Below are 13796 nucleotides of genomic sequence, written 5' to 3' on the forward strand. Positions count from 1 at the left end.
ATCGAGTGACATCAGGACAGGGTGCTGACGAAGAAGGCGATCACGAAGCCGAGCACCGTGAAGAGGCCGACCACGCGGCCGGCATGCTCGGTGGCCTCCGGCATCATCGTGTCCGCCAGCATGGTCAGGATGGCGCCGGCGGCGAAGGTCTGGATGACCGCCACCGTCTCCGGGGACGCGCCGCCGAGCAGCGTGTGGCCGGCGACCGCCGCCAGCACGGAGGCCACCACCACCGCGCTCCACAGCCCGAGGATCCACCGGGTGGAGCGACCGGCGGCCTTGAGACCGGTCGTCGCCGACAACGACTCGGGGATGTTGGACAGGAAGACCGCCGCGACCATCGCGACGCCCACGCCCTGCCCGCCGAGCAGGCTGATGCCGATGGCCGCCGACTCGGGGATGCCGTCCAGCAGTGCGCCCAACACCAGGGCGAGGCCGCCGGCCGACGCCGCGCTGCCTCCGGAACCCGAGCCCGAGCCCAAGCCGCTGGAGTGTGCAGCCGGCTGCGACGGGCGATCTTCGGCAGAGCCGGTGTGCGACGCGGATCGCGCGTCGGCGCGGATGCCACCGTGGACGGGGCTCTTACGGCGGTGGCCGCCGTGCCGGTCGACGGCCCAGTCGCCGACGAAGTAGACGACCGAGCCCGCGAGCAGCCCGATGACGGCAGGTGTCCCGCCGCCGTCCCGGTAGGCCTCCTCGGTCAGCTCGAACGCCACGGCGCTGACGAGGACGCCGGCTCCGAAGGCCATGACCGCGCCGATGACCTTGCGCGGTACTCGCACCATCACGGCGAGCACGGCTCCGAGCAGGAGCGACGCACCACCGACAAATCCCCACCAAGCGGCTGCAAGCATGGCAGGGCTCTACCCCGCCGGGCCGGAAACCGAATCGCCCGAGGCGTTCTCGTCACGCGTGGCCAGTGAGCGGTTCAGGGCGGGCGTCGGTCGGGCGAGGCAGCCACATCGGCGCCCAGGCTGAACGGCTCGCGAACCGAGAAGGCCCCCGACCTGCGTTTCGCAGCTCAGGGGCCTTCTCGATGTGGTGGACGTGAAGGGACTCGAACCCCTGACCTCTCGCGTGTGAAGCGAACGCTCTAACCAACTGAGCTACACGTCCAGGTGTGCGCCTCCATGCGGGTGAAACCGCGTTGGTGGCGCGTCGGAGAGGATAGCCCGCGGACGGACCGGACCGCCAATCGAGCGGGTCAGCCGATGCCGGGCAGACCGTTCAGCCAGTCCTTGACGCCGTCCGGGAAGAACCCGGGGACACCGCTGACCGCGAACAGCGCCCAGAAGATCGCGAGCACCAGCGCGATCGTCGCCAGCGTCACCAGGGCCTGCACCCACCACGCCTGGCGACCGACCCAGCGCGTCCACGAGGTGACCTTGTCCTTCACCCACTCCAGCAGGTTGGCGGCCCAGTCGAACTCCGAGGCCCACACGCCCAGGCCCAGGAAGACGATCAGCCAGCCGGGGCCGGGCAGCGGGATCGCGGCGATGCCGAGCGCCACGATCACCAGACCGACGACCGCGACGGCGACCCGGTACGCGACCCGGGTCGTCGGGTTGGACTTGATCTTGCGGCGCCAGGCGAAGCGGTCCTCCTCGGCGCTGACGAGCGCGTCGGGTCCGTCGCCGGACCGGCGGTCTGTGCTCTTCTCGCTCATGGTGCCGGGTCCTCGTCGGCGGCAGCGGCTCGTTCGAAGACCTCGGCGATCTCCGAGGTGATCGGCCCGGGCGCGCCGAGCTCGCGGTCGTCCACGGCCGACACGGGCTGCACGTCCCGGGTCGAGGAGGTGATGAACACCTCGTCGCACGTCTTCAGCAGCGACATGGGCAGCATGGTCTCGACCACGGACAGCCCGGCGGCTCGACCCCACTGGATGACCAGGCTGCGCGTCACGCCGGCCAGCGCACCGGAGTCCAGCGGCGGGGTGAGGATCTGGCCGCCGTACACGACGAAGACGTTGCTGCCGGTGCCTTCGCACAGCTCGCCGCGGGTGTTCGGCATCAGCGCCTCGGTCGCCCCGGCCTCACGGGCTCGGGCGAGAGCGACGACGTTCTCGGCGTACGAGGTCGTCTTCAGGCCGGCGACGGCACTGCGCTCGTTGCGTGGCCACGGCACGGTCACGACGCGCGTGGTCGGGGCCGGGCGCTCGATCTCCGTCGCCATCACCACGTACGTCAGGCCGGACGTGCCGCGCTCGGACCCCAGCGGACCGACGCCGCCGGTGACGGTGTAGCGCAGCCGGGCCAGCCCGGTCGACTCGGCGAGCACCGCCTTGATCCCCTCGTCGAGGAACGCGCGGTCCGCGGCGGGGAGCCCCAGGCCCGCGAGGGAGCGGTCGAGACGGTCGTGGTGGCGCGTACGGGCGAACACGCGCCCGTCCTGCACCTTGCACGTCTCGAACACCCCGTCGCCCACGGTCACGCCGTGGTCGAGGGCGCTGATGGCGGGCTTGTCGTCGACGCGCTCGCCGTCGACCCACACCCTGATCGTCACGGTCTCACCCCTGCATCGGTCCTCGTGGTGATGGAAGCCGCCAGGGATACCAGGCGGCGTGCCTTCAGGACAGTCTCCCACCACTCCCCCGCCGGGTCGGATCCCCACGTGATTCCGGCGCCCGTCCCGAACCGCAGCACCCGGCGTCCGGACTCCCGCTCGGACCAGAACGTACGGATCCCGACCGCGAGCGCGGCCTCGTTGCGGTCGGCGTCGATCCAGCCGACCGCACCGCAGTACGGACCGCGTGGGACGGGTTCGAGGTCCCGGATCGCTTGCAGCGCAGTGGATTTCGGTGCACCCGAGACCGACCCCGGCGGGAACGTCGCCGCCAGGATGTCCGCCCACGACACGTCCGGGCGCAGCCGCCCCGTCACCGTCGAGACCAGATGGGTGAGCCCGGGATGCACCTCCGGGACGCACAGGCCGTCGACCGCGACCGTGCCGGGACGGACGACCGGTGACAGGTCGTTGCGGACGAGGTCGGTGATCATGACGTTCTCGGCGTAGTCCTTGTCGAGCATCTCCTCGACGGTGGGCGCGGTGCCCTTGATGGGCGCCGAGACGATCCGGTCGCCGGTACGGCTCAGGAACAGCTCCGGTGAGGCGCACACCAGGTCGAGCCCGGCCGTCGGCACGTGGATACGGGCGGCGTACGGCGCCGGGTTGCCCTGCCGCAGCACCGCGGCCAGCAGGTCGAGGTCGGCGTGCTCGGGCAGCTCCTGGGAGAGCACCCGGCACAGGTTGACCTGGTACACCTCCCCCGCGGCGATGCGGGCGCGGATCTCCCGGACGCCGGCCTCGTACGCGTGCCGGTCCAACGAGGTCGACCACGCCTCCAGCGCCTCGTTCGACACCTCGACCGCGGGAGGCGGCGTCTTCGTCCGGGCTGCCGACGTCGCGAGCCGCATCCGGATGGCGGTGAGCTCGCCCTCGAAGGTCAGGACGACCACCCAGAAGCCGCCGGCGTCGAGGCTGCGTGGGTCGTGGCTGACCTCCAGGACGCCCTCGGCGTGCCGGTCGCCGAACGTGGCCACCGCGTCGTTGCGGTCGGACATCGAACCCTCACTTCGCGAAACTGTGTGCGAGGTGAGCCAACCACGAGGCCGCCTAGCATCGGAAACAACCCGATCGGGCCGTCCCCGGACGGCGAACCATGAGGAGGAGCAGTTGATCTTCATCACCGCCCGTTTCCGCATCCGCCCCGAGGACGCCGACCGCTGGCCCGAGATCTCCCGCGCGTTCACCGAGGCCACCCGTGCTGAGCCCGGCAACCTGTGGTTCGACTGGTCCCGCAGCCTGGACGACCCGAACGAGTACGTCCTCGTCGAGGCCTTCCGCGACGACGAGGCCGGCGCTGCGCACGTGCAGTCCGATCTTTTCAAGCAGGCGCAGCAGGATCTGCCAGCGCACCTGGTCCAGACGCCGCGGATCGTCAGCACCACCGTCGAGGGCGAGGACTGGTCCGAGCTGGGCGAGATGGCCGTCGGCCCCTGAGCGCGCACGGCTTCGCGCTAGTGGTCGACCGAGTCCGCGTCCCAGCTGGTCGATGGGGCGAACTGGCTAGCAGTGAAGACGGCGCCGCCCGGGTCGCTCACGACCGCCCGGCGGGTCCAGTCGTCCTCCTCGGTCCGCAGCACCTCGCCGCCGAGTCGCCGGACCGCGTCGGCCGTCGCGTCACGGTCGGCGACCGTGAACGTCACGTGCCAGTGCGGTGCCTCACCGGCTGCGAGCGGACCAATACCGCCGATGACATTCTCGAAACCCTCGGGCGCGCTCGCCTGACGCGTCCGGATGTCCGGGTCGGTCGTGGACTCCAGGTGGTCGCCGTAACCCGGCACCTGGATCGCGTGGCCCCAGCCCTGGTCGACGACGCGCCAGCCGAACGCGGCCTCGTAGAACCGGCCGGCGGCGGGGAGGTCGGGGGTGTGCAGGTCGCTGAAGTTCCAGGCGCCGGGAGCGTTCGTCAGCTGCGCTCCGAGGCGTCGCCGGGCCTGCCACAGGTGGAACCGGGCGCCCTGCGGGTCGGTGAACGTCGCGGCCCGACCACCGGGTCCGGCGTCCGCGACCGGGGCGACCTCGGCCGCTCCGAGCTCGGTGAGGCGCGGGGCGGTGGACTCCGCGTCCGCCACCGCGACGTACGTCTCCCACGAGCCGGCGTCCTCGGTCGTGCTGCTCAGCGCGACGACGTCCAACCCGTCCAGCGTGGCGATGACGTAGCGTCCGGGCGCTCCGGGCGGCAGCACGTCCTCCGTCTCCCAGCCGAAGAGCTCGCGGTAGAACGCGGCCGCCGCGTCGACGTCCGGCTGACGGCACTCGACCCAGCAGGTCACGCCCGCGGGGTACGTCCGTGCGATCGGTGTGAGATTGCCCATCCTGACCTCCAGCGCGAGTAGGGCCGAGGCCGACCCTAGCGACGGCCGGCGGCCACGCCTGGCGACGTGAGCGCCAGGCGTGGCCGCGGCTCTCGCTACCTGATCACGCGGTCCAGGAAGTCCAGCATCAGAGCGGCGACCTCCTCCCCCGCGCTCTCGAGGAGGAAGTGTCCGCCGTCCAGCAGGTGGATCTCCGCCTCGGGTACGTCGTCGCCGAACGCACGAGCCCCGTCCGGACCGAAGATGGGGTCGTTCTCGCCCCACACGGCCAGGACCGGTGGCTGGTGGGAGCGCAGGTACTCGTGCAGCGTCGGGTACATCGGCGAGTTGTTGGCGTAGTCGCGCACGAGCGCGAGCTGGATCTCGTCGTTGCCCGGGCGCGAGACCAGGGCGACGTCGTGGTGCCAGGTGTCCGGGCTGACCACGCTCTCGTCGGGTACGCCGGTGACGTACTGCCACCGGATGCCCTCCAGGGTCAGAGCGGCGCGCACATTCGCCTCGGTCTCCGGGGTCTGCTCACGCTGGTACTCCCGGATCGGCTCCCAGAACTCCTTCACGAACCCGGCGTCGTAGCCGTTGCCGCTCTGGGTCACGACGGCGCTCACGGCCTGCGGGTCGGCCAGGGCCAGCCGCCAGCCGATCGGGGCGCCGTAGTCCTGGACGTAGATCGAGTACCGGCTGACGCCCAGCTGGGCCAGCAGTCCCGAGGTGAGCTCGGTCAGCGCGTCGAAGGTGTACTCGAAGGCGTCCACGGGTGGCGCGTCCGACAGGCCGAAACCGAGGTGATCCGGTGCGATGACGCGGTAGCGCTGCGCGAGCCTCGGGATCAGCTCGCGGAACATGAACGAGCTCGTGGGGAAACCGTGCAGGAGGACGAGGACAGGTGCGTCGGCGGGACCGGCTTCCCGGTAGAAGAGCCGGTGGCCCTGCACGGTGGCGTACCGGTGGTGGACGACATTCATGTCTAACTCCCTTGAACGTTTTGGATGGTTACATCCTGCTCAGATTGCCTAACTTGTCAAGGGCGAGATTGAGGGTTAGATTTTCCCCGTGATGCAGCCTCAGCCGGACGAGCGACTCCTGCTCGACCTGCTCAACTCGACCCCTGTCGTCGCCGGCGAACCAACCGACGGGCTGTCCGACGCCGCCGCAGGACGGGCATGGCTGACCGCCCACGACCAGCCGGCCGGCGAAGCCGCCTGGCGGCGGGTACGCGATGCGCGAGATGTGCTGCAAGGCGTCGTCCGCGGCGAACGTCCGGCGGACGACCTGGCGCCCTTCCTTCGGGAGACGGCCTACCGAGCGGGATTTGCCGGGGGTCGCGTCACGTGGACCCTCGAGGCGCCGACCGCCGACCTGGCGGTCGCGACCGCCGTCCTGGCATGGGATGCGCTGCAGTCCACGAGTCCGGGCCGCCTGAGGCCGTGCGCCAACCCCGAGTGCCGTCTGTTCCTGTTGGACCGCAGCAAGCCCAACAGCGCCCGCTGGTGCTCGATGGCGTCCTGCGGCAACCGGATGAAGGCTCGGCGTCACTACGAGCGCGCTCGCACACGCCAGGACGAGAGCTGAGCCGGCCGCGCGCTCCGGGTGGCGCCCTCGCGATGGTGCGCTCGCGCCGCTGGACATGACAACGGCCCCCGTCCTGCAGGTCCGCAGGCCGGGGGCCGTTTCCGTACTGGTGGGCGATACTGGGTTTGAACCAGTGACCTCTTCCGTGTCAAGGAAGCGCGCTACCACTGCGCCAATCGCCCTGGCCCGGCCCCACGAAGGGACCGAGAGAGCGGACAACCGGGCTCGAACCGGCGACCTCAACCTTGGCAAGGTTGCGCTCTACCAACTGAGCTATGTCCGCCTGCTGCTACCGGCCGAAGTGGCCTGCGCAACGGAGAGAACTGTATCCGACGATGGGCCCGACTCCCAAAACGGGGCCGACACCCGCCGTTCAGCCGCCCGTCGCCGACCTCCACGGCCTCTCGCGAGGCTCGCCGCGGCCGCCCTCACGCCCGGGAACGACGAAGAGCCGTGCCTCACCGGCACGGCTCTTTCCTGGAGGTGGAGACGGGATTTGAACCCGTGTAGACGGCTTTGCAGGCCGTTGCCTCGCCTCTCGGCCACTCCACCACGCCCGGACGAACCGGGCAAAACCCCCCGAAGGAGATCAGAGCGGACAACCGGGCTCGAACCGGCGACCTCAACCTTGGCAAGGTTGCGCTCTACCAACTGAGCTATGTCCGCGAAGGTCGCACCTACGGCGTGGCCGCAGGGTGCCCGCCGAGGTTATCCGATGGCTCGGGAGGAGTCCAAGCCGGAGTCCTCGTCCTCGTTCTCGTCGGGTCGACCGCGGCGCCCGCGTTCCTCGTCCGGGCGGATCCGGGCGACACCGTCCCCGAGCCACTCGCGCGCCTTCTCGTGCAGCGGCGCCATCTCCGGGGGCGGCCACAGGCGCGCGGCGGCGGCGTTGAGGGCCGCGCCGATGAGCACACCGATGGACAGGAAGTACAGCCAGATCAGGATGACGATCGTCGCCGACAGCGGCCCGTACACGGTGAAGCCGTCGACCGAGTTGCCGAGGAACCAGCGCAGCCCGTACGACGAGAGCACCCAGATCACCAGGGTGAGCGCCGCTCCGGGGAGGTCGCGCACCCAGGGCGCCCGCTTCGGCGTGGCGATGAAGAACAGCGTGGCGAACCCGATGATCGTCAGGCCTCCGACCAGCGGCCAGTAGAAGATCATCAGGAAGCGCAGCCGCTCCGGCATGATCCGGGTCAGCAGGTCCGGCCCGATGACCATCAGCGGCACCAGCACGGCCGCGAACAGCAGCGACACGAAGTACAGCGACAGGCTCATCACCCGGGTCCGGATGATGCCGCGGACCCCGCCCTGGCCGTACATGATCGAGATGGTGTCCAGCAGCACGTTCAGGCATCGCGACCCGGACCACAGGCTGAGCAGGAAGCCGATCGAGACCACGTCGGCACGACCACCACTCAGCGCCTGGTTCAGGGTGGGCGTGATCACGTTGCTGATCACGTCCGGCGTGAGGAACTGGTCGGCGTAGTTCACGACGTTGTTGGTGACCTGCTGGCGGATGTCCTCGCCCAGCCAGCCGGCCAGGTAGCCGACGGCACCGAGCAGCCCGAAGATCAGCGGCGGCAGCGAGAGCAGCGCGAAGAAGCCTGCCTCGGCGGCGAGACCCGTCACCCGCCACCGCATGCACACGCGGACGGTCTCGGCCGTGAGCCGGGCCAGCCCGAGCATGCCCGGCACGGGCGACAGGAGCTCCCGGAGCCGGGACTTCACCCCTTCTACCACGGGGCGCCTCCGACCGGGTGTGCGTTCACACTGACCACGGTAGCCGCGCGACCTGCATGCTTCGTGCACCACAATGTCGGTCGGGTCGGTGTCCCCGCTCGGGTCGACTAACGTCGGCGCGTCGCGGACGGGCACCGATCGTCGCGAAACGACACGAGGAACGAGGGCACGTGGACATCTGGCCAGGCCGGGCCTACCCCCTGGGAGCGACCTTCGACGGGACGGGCGTCAACTTCGCGCTCTTCACCGAGGTCGCCGAGCGCGTCGAGCTGTGCCTCATCGACGACGACGGCAGTGAGCGCCGTATCGAGGTCGAGGAGGTGGACGGGCACGTCTGGCACGTCTACGTCCCCGCGGTCCAGCCGGGGCAGCGCTACGGCTACCGGGTGCACGGCCCGTACGACCCCGCGGCGGGCCACCGGTGCGACCCGAGCAAGCTGCTGCTCGACCCGTACGCCAAGGCCATCGACGGGCAGATCGACGGCGACGAGTCGCTGTTCTCCTACACGTTCGCCAACCCGCGCCGGCGCAACCAGGCCGACTCGCTCGGCCACACGATGCTCTCGGTCGTCATCAACCCGTTCTTCGACTGGGGCCACGACCGGCCGCCGGGCCACGAGTACCACGACACCGTGGTCTACGAGGCGCACGTACGCGGGCTCACCATGACCCACCCGGAGGTCCCGGAGGAGATCCGCGGCACGTACGCCGGGATGGCCCATCCGGCGGTGATCGAGCACCTGCAGCAGCTCGGCGTCACCGCCATCGAGCTGCTGCCCGTGCACCAGTTCGTCCAGGACACCACCCTGCAGGAGAAGGGGCTGTCCAACTACTGGGGCTACAACACCATCGGCTTCCTCGCGCCGCACAACGAGTACAGCGCGACCGGCACTCGCGGCCAGCAGGTCACCGAGTTCAAGGCGATGGTGAAGGCGCTGCACGAGGCGGACATCGAGGTCATCCTCGACGTCGTCTACAACCACACCGCCGAGGGCAACGAGCTCGGACCGACGCTGGCCTTCCGCGGCATCGACAACGCCGCGTACTACCGCCTCGTCGACGACGACAAGTCCCACTACTACGACACCACCGGCACCGGGAACAGCCTGCTGATGCGGCACCCGCACGTGCTCCAGCTGATCATGGACTCGCTGCGCTACTGGGTGACCGAGATGCACGTCGACGGCTTCCGCTTCGACCTGGCGGCCACCCTCGCCCGCCAGTTCCACGAGGTGGACCGGCTGTCGGCGTTCTTCGACATCATCCAGCAGGACCCGGTCATCTCCCAGGTCAAGCTGATCGCCGAGCCGTGGGACCTCGGCGCCGGCGGCTACCAGGTCGGCAACTTCCCGCCGCTGTGGACCGAGTGGAACGGCCGCTACCGCGACACCGTGCGCGACTTCTGGCGCGGTGAGGCCGCCGCTCTCGGCGAGTTCGCCTCGCGCATCACCGGGTCGAGCGACCTGTACGAGCACTCCGGGCGACGGCCGATCGCGTCCATCAACTTCGTCACGGCCCACGACGGGTTCACGATGCGCGACCTGGTCTCTTACAACGAGAAGCACAACGAGGCCAACGGCGAGGGCAACCGGGACGGCGAGAGCCACAACCGGTCCTGGAACTGCGGCGTCGAGGGCCCGACGGACGACGAGGGGGTCAACCGGCTGCGCGGGCAGCAGCAGCGCAACTTCCTCGCCACCCTGCTGCTGAGCCAGGGCGTGCCGATGCTGTCCCACGGCGACGAGCTGGGTCGTAGCCAGGGCGGCAACAACAACGTCTACTGCCAGGACAACGAGATCGCCTGGGTCGACTGGGACCTGGACGACGACCGGCGCGACCTGCTCGACTTCACCCGGGCCGCGATCGCCCTGCGCCAGCAGCACCCGACGTTCCGGCGCCGGCGGTTCTTCGCCGGCGACGCCGACCACGGCGGGGCGAGCGAGCTCGGCGACATCGCCTGGTTCGCCTCCTCGGGAGCGCCGATGAACGAGCTGGACTGGCGCAACGGGTACGCGCGCACGCTGATGGTCTTCCTCAACGGCCAGGCGATCAGCGCCCCGGACTCGGCCGGCCGCCCGGTCGTCGACGACCACGTGCTGATGATGTTCAACGCGCACAGTGACGAGGTGGCCTTCACCGTCCCGAAGGTGCAGGACGGCGGCTGGCAGGTCGCGCTGGCGACCGACGCGTCGTACGACCCGGACGACCTGGACGCGCGCGAGGTGGAGGCCGGCGCGCAGGTGGCCGTCCCTGGTCGCTCGCTGCTGGTCCTGCGCTCGGCCGAGAGCTGAGCACGGTCAGCTCTCGGCGAGGCGGGCCTTCTCCGCGTCGACGTCGAAGGTCGCTGCCGGCCACTGCAGGTCCAGGTCGCGCAGGTGGTCCAGCAGCAGCTGGTGGACCGCGAGCCGTGCGTACCACTTGCGGTCGGCCGGCACGACGTACCACGGTGCGTCGGCCGTCGACGTCCGGTCCAGCGCGGCCTGGTACGACTCCTGGTAGGCGTCCCAGTAGCCGCGCTCGTCCACGTCGCCGGGGTTGTACTTCCAGTGCTTGTCCGGCCGGTCGAGCCTCTCCTGCAGGCGCGACTTCTGCTCGTCGGCCGAGATGTGCAGCATCACCTTGATGACCGCCGTGCCCCGCTCGACGACACCGGCCTCGAAGGCGTTGATCTGCCCGTAGCGCCGCGTCCACGTCGAGGGCGGCACCAGGTCGTGGACCCGCACGATCAGCACGTCCTCGTACTGCGAACGGTCGAAGACGCCGATGTAGCCGGGCTGGGGCAGCGCGCGCCGGATGCGCCACAGGAAGGGGTGGGCCAGCTCCTCCTTGGTCGGCGCCTTGAACGCCGTCAGCTCGACGCCCTGCGGGTCCACCGAACCGATGACGTGCCGCATGATGCCGCCCTTGCCGGCGGTGTCCATGCCCTGCACGATCAGCAGCACCGACGGGCCGACCCCGTCGCGACCGTTGGCGTAGAGGCGCTCCTGAAGGTCGTCGAGCTCGTCGGCCGTGTCCGTCATGAGCTGGGCGGCCAGCTGCTTGTCTCCGGAGAAGCCAGGCGTGGAACGGGTGTCGACGGCCGCGAGGTCGAAGCCCTCGCCCACCCGCAGCTCCTCCCGCAGCGAGGACAGGTCGGACTTCTTCGCGTCCTTGTTCTTCTTGAACTTCTTCGCGTCTTTTTTCTTACCCATGCGCCATCGTGGCACGCAGTGCGGCTTTGATGAAGGAATGCGTCAGCTGCTGCCCGTGCCAACGCGTTCCGGCGACGTCAGGGACGACGACCTCGTCGCGCTGTACGACGCGACGCCCGACGACGCGCCGTTCGTGCGGCTCAACATGGTCAGCACGCTCGACGGCGCCGGCGTCGGTCCGGACGGCCGGTCCGGCTCCATCAACACCCCGGCCGACCACGAGATCTTCGCGCTGCTGCGCGCGTGGGCCGACGTGATCCTCGTCGGCGCCGGCACGGCGCGCGCGGAGGAGTACGGACCGGCGCGCACCGCCCCGCGGTGGACTTCCCGGCGGAACGGCCGAGCGGCCGATCCGGCCATTGCCGTCGTGACGCGGTCGGGGCGTCTGCCCGAGCCGCTCGCCGACGCCGAGACCGGCGAGGTGCTCCTGGTCACCGCGGGCCAGGCCGACGCGACGGAGCTCGACCGCGGCACCAGCGCCCTCGGCGCGGACCACGTCCTGCAGCACGACTCCGACGAGGTCGATCTCGCGGCCACCGTCCGGTGGCTCCAGCAGCGCGGTCTGCGGCGCGTGCTGTGCGAGGGCGGTCCGTCGCTCGCCGCGGACCTCGTGGGCGGCGACCTCGTCGACGAGCTGTGCCTCACCTGGTCCCCTCGCCTCGTCGGTGGTTCGGCCGGCCGGATCCTGCACGGCGACCAGCTCGCGGGCCACGGCACGCTGCTGAGCCTGCTGCACGAGGACGGCACCCTGATCGGCCGATGGGACCTGCGCGCCGGAATGACGAGCTGACCCTCGACGTTCGCCACGGACGTGACGCTTCCCCTCTCGGTCCTGGACCTCTCCCCCGTCTCCTCCGGCCGCACCTCCTCCGACGCCGTCCGCGAGTCGGTCGAGCTCGCGCGGTCGACGGAGGCCGACGGGTACCGGCGCTTCTGGGCCGCCGAGCACCACAACATCGCCAGCGTCGCCAGCTCCGCACCGGCGGTCATGATCGCCACGGTCGCCGCAGCCACGTCGCGCATCCGGGTCGGCTCCGGCGGCATCATGCTGCCGAACCACGCACCGCTGCAGGTCGCCGAGACCTTCCGGGTGCTCGAGGCCCTGCACCCGGGGCGCATCGACCTCGGGCTCGGACGCGCACCCGGCACCGACCAGCTGACCGCGCTCGCGCTGCGCCGCAGCCGTGAGGCGCTGGGCGCCGACGACTTCCCGCAGCAGTACGCCGAGCTGCTCGCCTACGTCGACGGCTTCCCGGACGGCCACCCGTTCGAGCCCATCTCGGCCCAGCCCACCGACGTCCCCCTGCCGCCGGTGTGGATCCTCGGGTCGAGCCTGTACGGCGCGCAGGCGGCCGGTGCGTTCGGCACGCCGTTCGCGTTCGCCGGGCACTTCGGCACCGCCGACCCGGTCGAGGCGATGGACGCCTACCGGTCCTCGTTCCGCCCGCAGGAGCGCCCGGGCGCGCTCACCGAGCCCTACGCGATGCTCGCGGTGTCGGCGATCGTCGCGCGCGATGAGGAGCGGGCCGGCCGTCTCGCCCGGGCCGCGACGCTGTCCATGGTCCGTCTGCGGCAGAACCGCCCGGGACCGATGCCCAGCCCCGAGGAGGCCCAGGCGCACGAGTGGACCGAGCTGGAGGAGTCGATGGGCGCGGCGTTCGGCCGGTTCGCGACCGTGGGCACGCCGGAGCAGGTCGTCGCCGGTCTGCGCGAGCGCGCCGAGGCCAGCGGCGCCGACGAGCTGATGGTCGCCACCAACGTCCACGGCGCCCAGGAGCGTCGGGACTCCTACACCCTGCTCGCCGACGCCTGGGGCCTATCGTCGGGCGCATGAACCTGGACCGTCCCGAGCACCCCGACCCCTACTCCCTGCTCCCCTCCGTCCCGCCGCTGCAGGTGAGCAGTGACTCGTTCTCCGACGGCGACACCCTGCCGGAGGCCCAGGTGTTCGACGACTGGGGCATGAGCGGCGCGAACACCTCCCCGCAGCTGTCCTGGTCGGGCGCTCCGGAGGGCACGACCTCGTACGCGATCACCTGCTTCGACCCCGACGCGCCCACGCCGTCGGGGTTCTGGCACTGGCTGCTGATCGGCATCCCCGCCGGCACGACCTCGCTGCCCGCCGGCGCCGGGGACGGCTCGGACCTGCCGCCCGGCGCCTTCCAGATCCGCAACGACTTCGGCGCCCAGGCGTACGGCGGCGCCGCGCCGCCGGCGGGTGACCGGCCGCACCGGTACATGTTCGCCGTGCACGCGATCGGCGGCGACGCCCTCCCGATCGATGACACCGCGAGCGCTGCTGCAGCCGCCTTCAACATCGGCGGGCAGCAGCTGGCCCGCGGCGTCATCACGGCCACCTACGCCGTCTCCTGACCGCGTCGCGCCGTCGGCCGACGACCGGCGGACGGCGCGCCCG

The 13796-nt window shown here is 70.8% G+C and carries 14 protein-coding genes and 5 tRNA genes; 6 read left to right on the top strand and 13 right to left on the bottom strand.

Going from position 1 to position 13796, the window contains the following annotated elements:
* Positions 1–11 precede the first annotated feature (11 nt).
* The 5 genes from P4R38_RS07015 to P4R38_RS07035 all read right to left on the bottom strand — a co-directional run bounded on the left by P4R38_RS07015 (position 12) and on the right by P4R38_RS07035 (position 3560).
* Positions 12–854, bottom strand: a complete 843-nt coding sequence (locus P4R38_RS07015) for a ZIP family metal transporter (RefSeq protein ID WP_277191605.1) — start codon at positions 852–854, stop codon at positions 12–14.
* Positions 855–1039: 185 nt separating this feature from the next.
* Positions 1040–1116, bottom strand: a tRNA-Val gene (locus tag P4R38_RS07020).
* A gap of 88 nt (positions 1117–1204) precedes the next feature.
* Entirely contained in the window at positions 1205–1666 is a 462-nt protein-coding gene (locus P4R38_RS07025) for a TIGR02611 family protein (RefSeq protein WP_275236900.1), read from the bottom strand.
* Complete coding sequence (locus P4R38_RS07030; protein ID WP_277191606.1) at positions 1663–2502, bottom strand: aminotransferase class IV; 840 nt, start codon at positions 2500–2502, stop codon at positions 1663–1665. Before P4R38_RS07030 ends, P4R38_RS07025 begins: the two co-directional genes overlap by 4 nt.
* Positions 2499–3560: a chorismate-binding protein gene (locus P4R38_RS07035; RefSeq protein WP_277191607.1), complete on the bottom strand. Its 1062-nt coding sequence runs from the start codon at positions 3558–3560 to the stop codon at positions 2499–2501. Before P4R38_RS07035 ends, P4R38_RS07030 begins: the two co-directional genes overlap by 4 nt.
* 112 nt (positions 3561–3672) lie before the next feature.
* On the opposite strand from P4R38_RS07035, the gene P4R38_RS07040 reads away from it, so the two are divergent.
* The gene (locus tag P4R38_RS07040) at positions 3673–3999 is read left to right on the top strand and encodes a putative quinol monooxygenase (RefSeq protein ID WP_277191608.1); all 327 of its coding nucleotides are present in this window, start codon (positions 3673–3675) and stop codon (positions 3997–3999) included.
* A 17-nt stretch (positions 4000–4016) separates the two neighbouring features.
* Here the strand turns inward: P4R38_RS07040 and P4R38_RS07045 are convergent, their stop codons facing one another.
* Together P4R38_RS07045 and P4R38_RS07050 are read right to left on the bottom strand one after the other, a co-directional pair.
* On the bottom strand, positions 4017–4877 hold the full coding sequence (locus tag P4R38_RS07045) for a VOC family protein (protein WP_277191609.1): 861 nt from the start codon (positions 4875–4877) through the stop codon (positions 4017–4019).
* Positions 4878–4972: 95 nt separating this feature from the next.
* Positions 4973–5839, bottom strand: coding sequence for an alpha/beta fold hydrolase (locus P4R38_RS07050; protein ID WP_277191610.1), 867 nt, complete (start codon positions 5837–5839; stop codon positions 4973–4975).
* A 91-nt stretch (positions 5840–5930) separates the two neighbouring features.
* On the opposite strand from P4R38_RS07050, the gene P4R38_RS07055 reads away from it, so the two are divergent.
* Positions 5931–6446, top strand: a complete 516-nt coding sequence (locus tag P4R38_RS07055) for a CGNR zinc finger domain-containing protein (protein WP_277191818.1) — start codon at positions 5931–5933, stop codon at positions 6444–6446.
* A 107-nt stretch (positions 6447–6553) separates the two neighbouring features.
* Here P4R38_RS07055 and P4R38_RS07060 read toward each other — a convergent pair.
* The 5 genes from P4R38_RS07060 to P4R38_RS07080 form a co-directional block, all read right to left on the bottom strand.
* Positions 6554–6628: transfer RNA gene (locus tag P4R38_RS07060), tRNA-Val, on the bottom strand.
* Positions 6629–6656: 28 nt separating this feature from the next.
* A tRNA-Gly gene (locus P4R38_RS07065) sits at positions 6657–6729 on the bottom strand.
* Positions 6730–6924: 195 nt separating this feature from the next.
* Positions 6925–6998: transfer RNA gene (locus P4R38_RS07070), tRNA-Cys, on the bottom strand.
* A 41-nt stretch (positions 6999–7039) separates the two neighbouring features.
* A tRNA-Gly gene (locus P4R38_RS07075) sits at positions 7040–7112 on the bottom strand.
* A 42-nt stretch (positions 7113–7154) separates the two neighbouring features.
* Complete coding sequence (locus P4R38_RS07080) at positions 7155–8177, bottom strand: YihY/virulence factor BrkB family protein (RefSeq protein WP_275236907.1); 1023 nt, start codon at positions 8175–8177, stop codon at positions 7155–7157.
* Positions 8178–8359: 182 nt separating this feature from the next.
* Between P4R38_RS07080 and glgX the strand changes: the two genes are divergently transcribed.
* Entirely contained in the window at positions 8360–10480 is a 2121-nt protein-coding gene (glgX, locus tag P4R38_RS07085) for a glycogen debranching protein GlgX (protein WP_277191611.1), read from the top strand.
* Positions 10481–10486: 6 nt separating this feature from the next.
* On the opposite strand, the gene P4R38_RS07090 is transcribed toward glgX, so the two are convergent.
* Positions 10487–11380 carry a PPK2 family polyphosphate kinase gene (locus P4R38_RS07090; protein WP_277191612.1) on the bottom strand — a complete coding sequence of 298 codons (894 nt, stop codon included), beginning with the start codon at positions 11378–11380 and terminating at the stop codon, positions 10487–10489.
* 55 nt (positions 11381–11435) lie between these two features.
* On the opposite strand from P4R38_RS07090, the gene P4R38_RS07095 reads away from it, so the two are divergent.
* The 3 genes from P4R38_RS07095 to P4R38_RS07105 are packed head-to-tail and all read left to right on the top strand — an operon-like array spanning position 11436 to position 13753.
* A complete protein-coding gene (locus tag P4R38_RS07095) occupies positions 11436–12170 on the top strand; it encodes a dihydrofolate reductase family protein (protein ID WP_277191613.1) in 735 nt (244 codons plus the stop codon).
* Between the two features lie 21 nt (positions 12171–12191).
* Entirely contained in the window at positions 12192–13214 is a 1023-nt protein-coding gene (locus tag P4R38_RS07100; protein WP_277191614.1) for an LLM class flavin-dependent oxidoreductase, read from the top strand.
* A complete protein-coding gene (locus P4R38_RS07105; RefSeq protein ID WP_277191615.1) occupies positions 13211–13753 on the top strand; it encodes a YbhB/YbcL family Raf kinase inhibitor-like protein in 543 nt (180 codons plus the stop codon). The genes P4R38_RS07100 and P4R38_RS07105 overlap by 4 nt, the downstream gene beginning before the upstream one ends.
* Positions 13754–13796: the final 43 nt, after the last annotated feature.

It is taken from the genome of Luteipulveratus flavus (genome assembly GCF_029439465.1).
Classification (GTDB): domain Bacteria; phylum Actinomycetota; class Actinomycetes; order Actinomycetales; family Dermatophilaceae; genus Luteipulveratus; species Luteipulveratus flavus.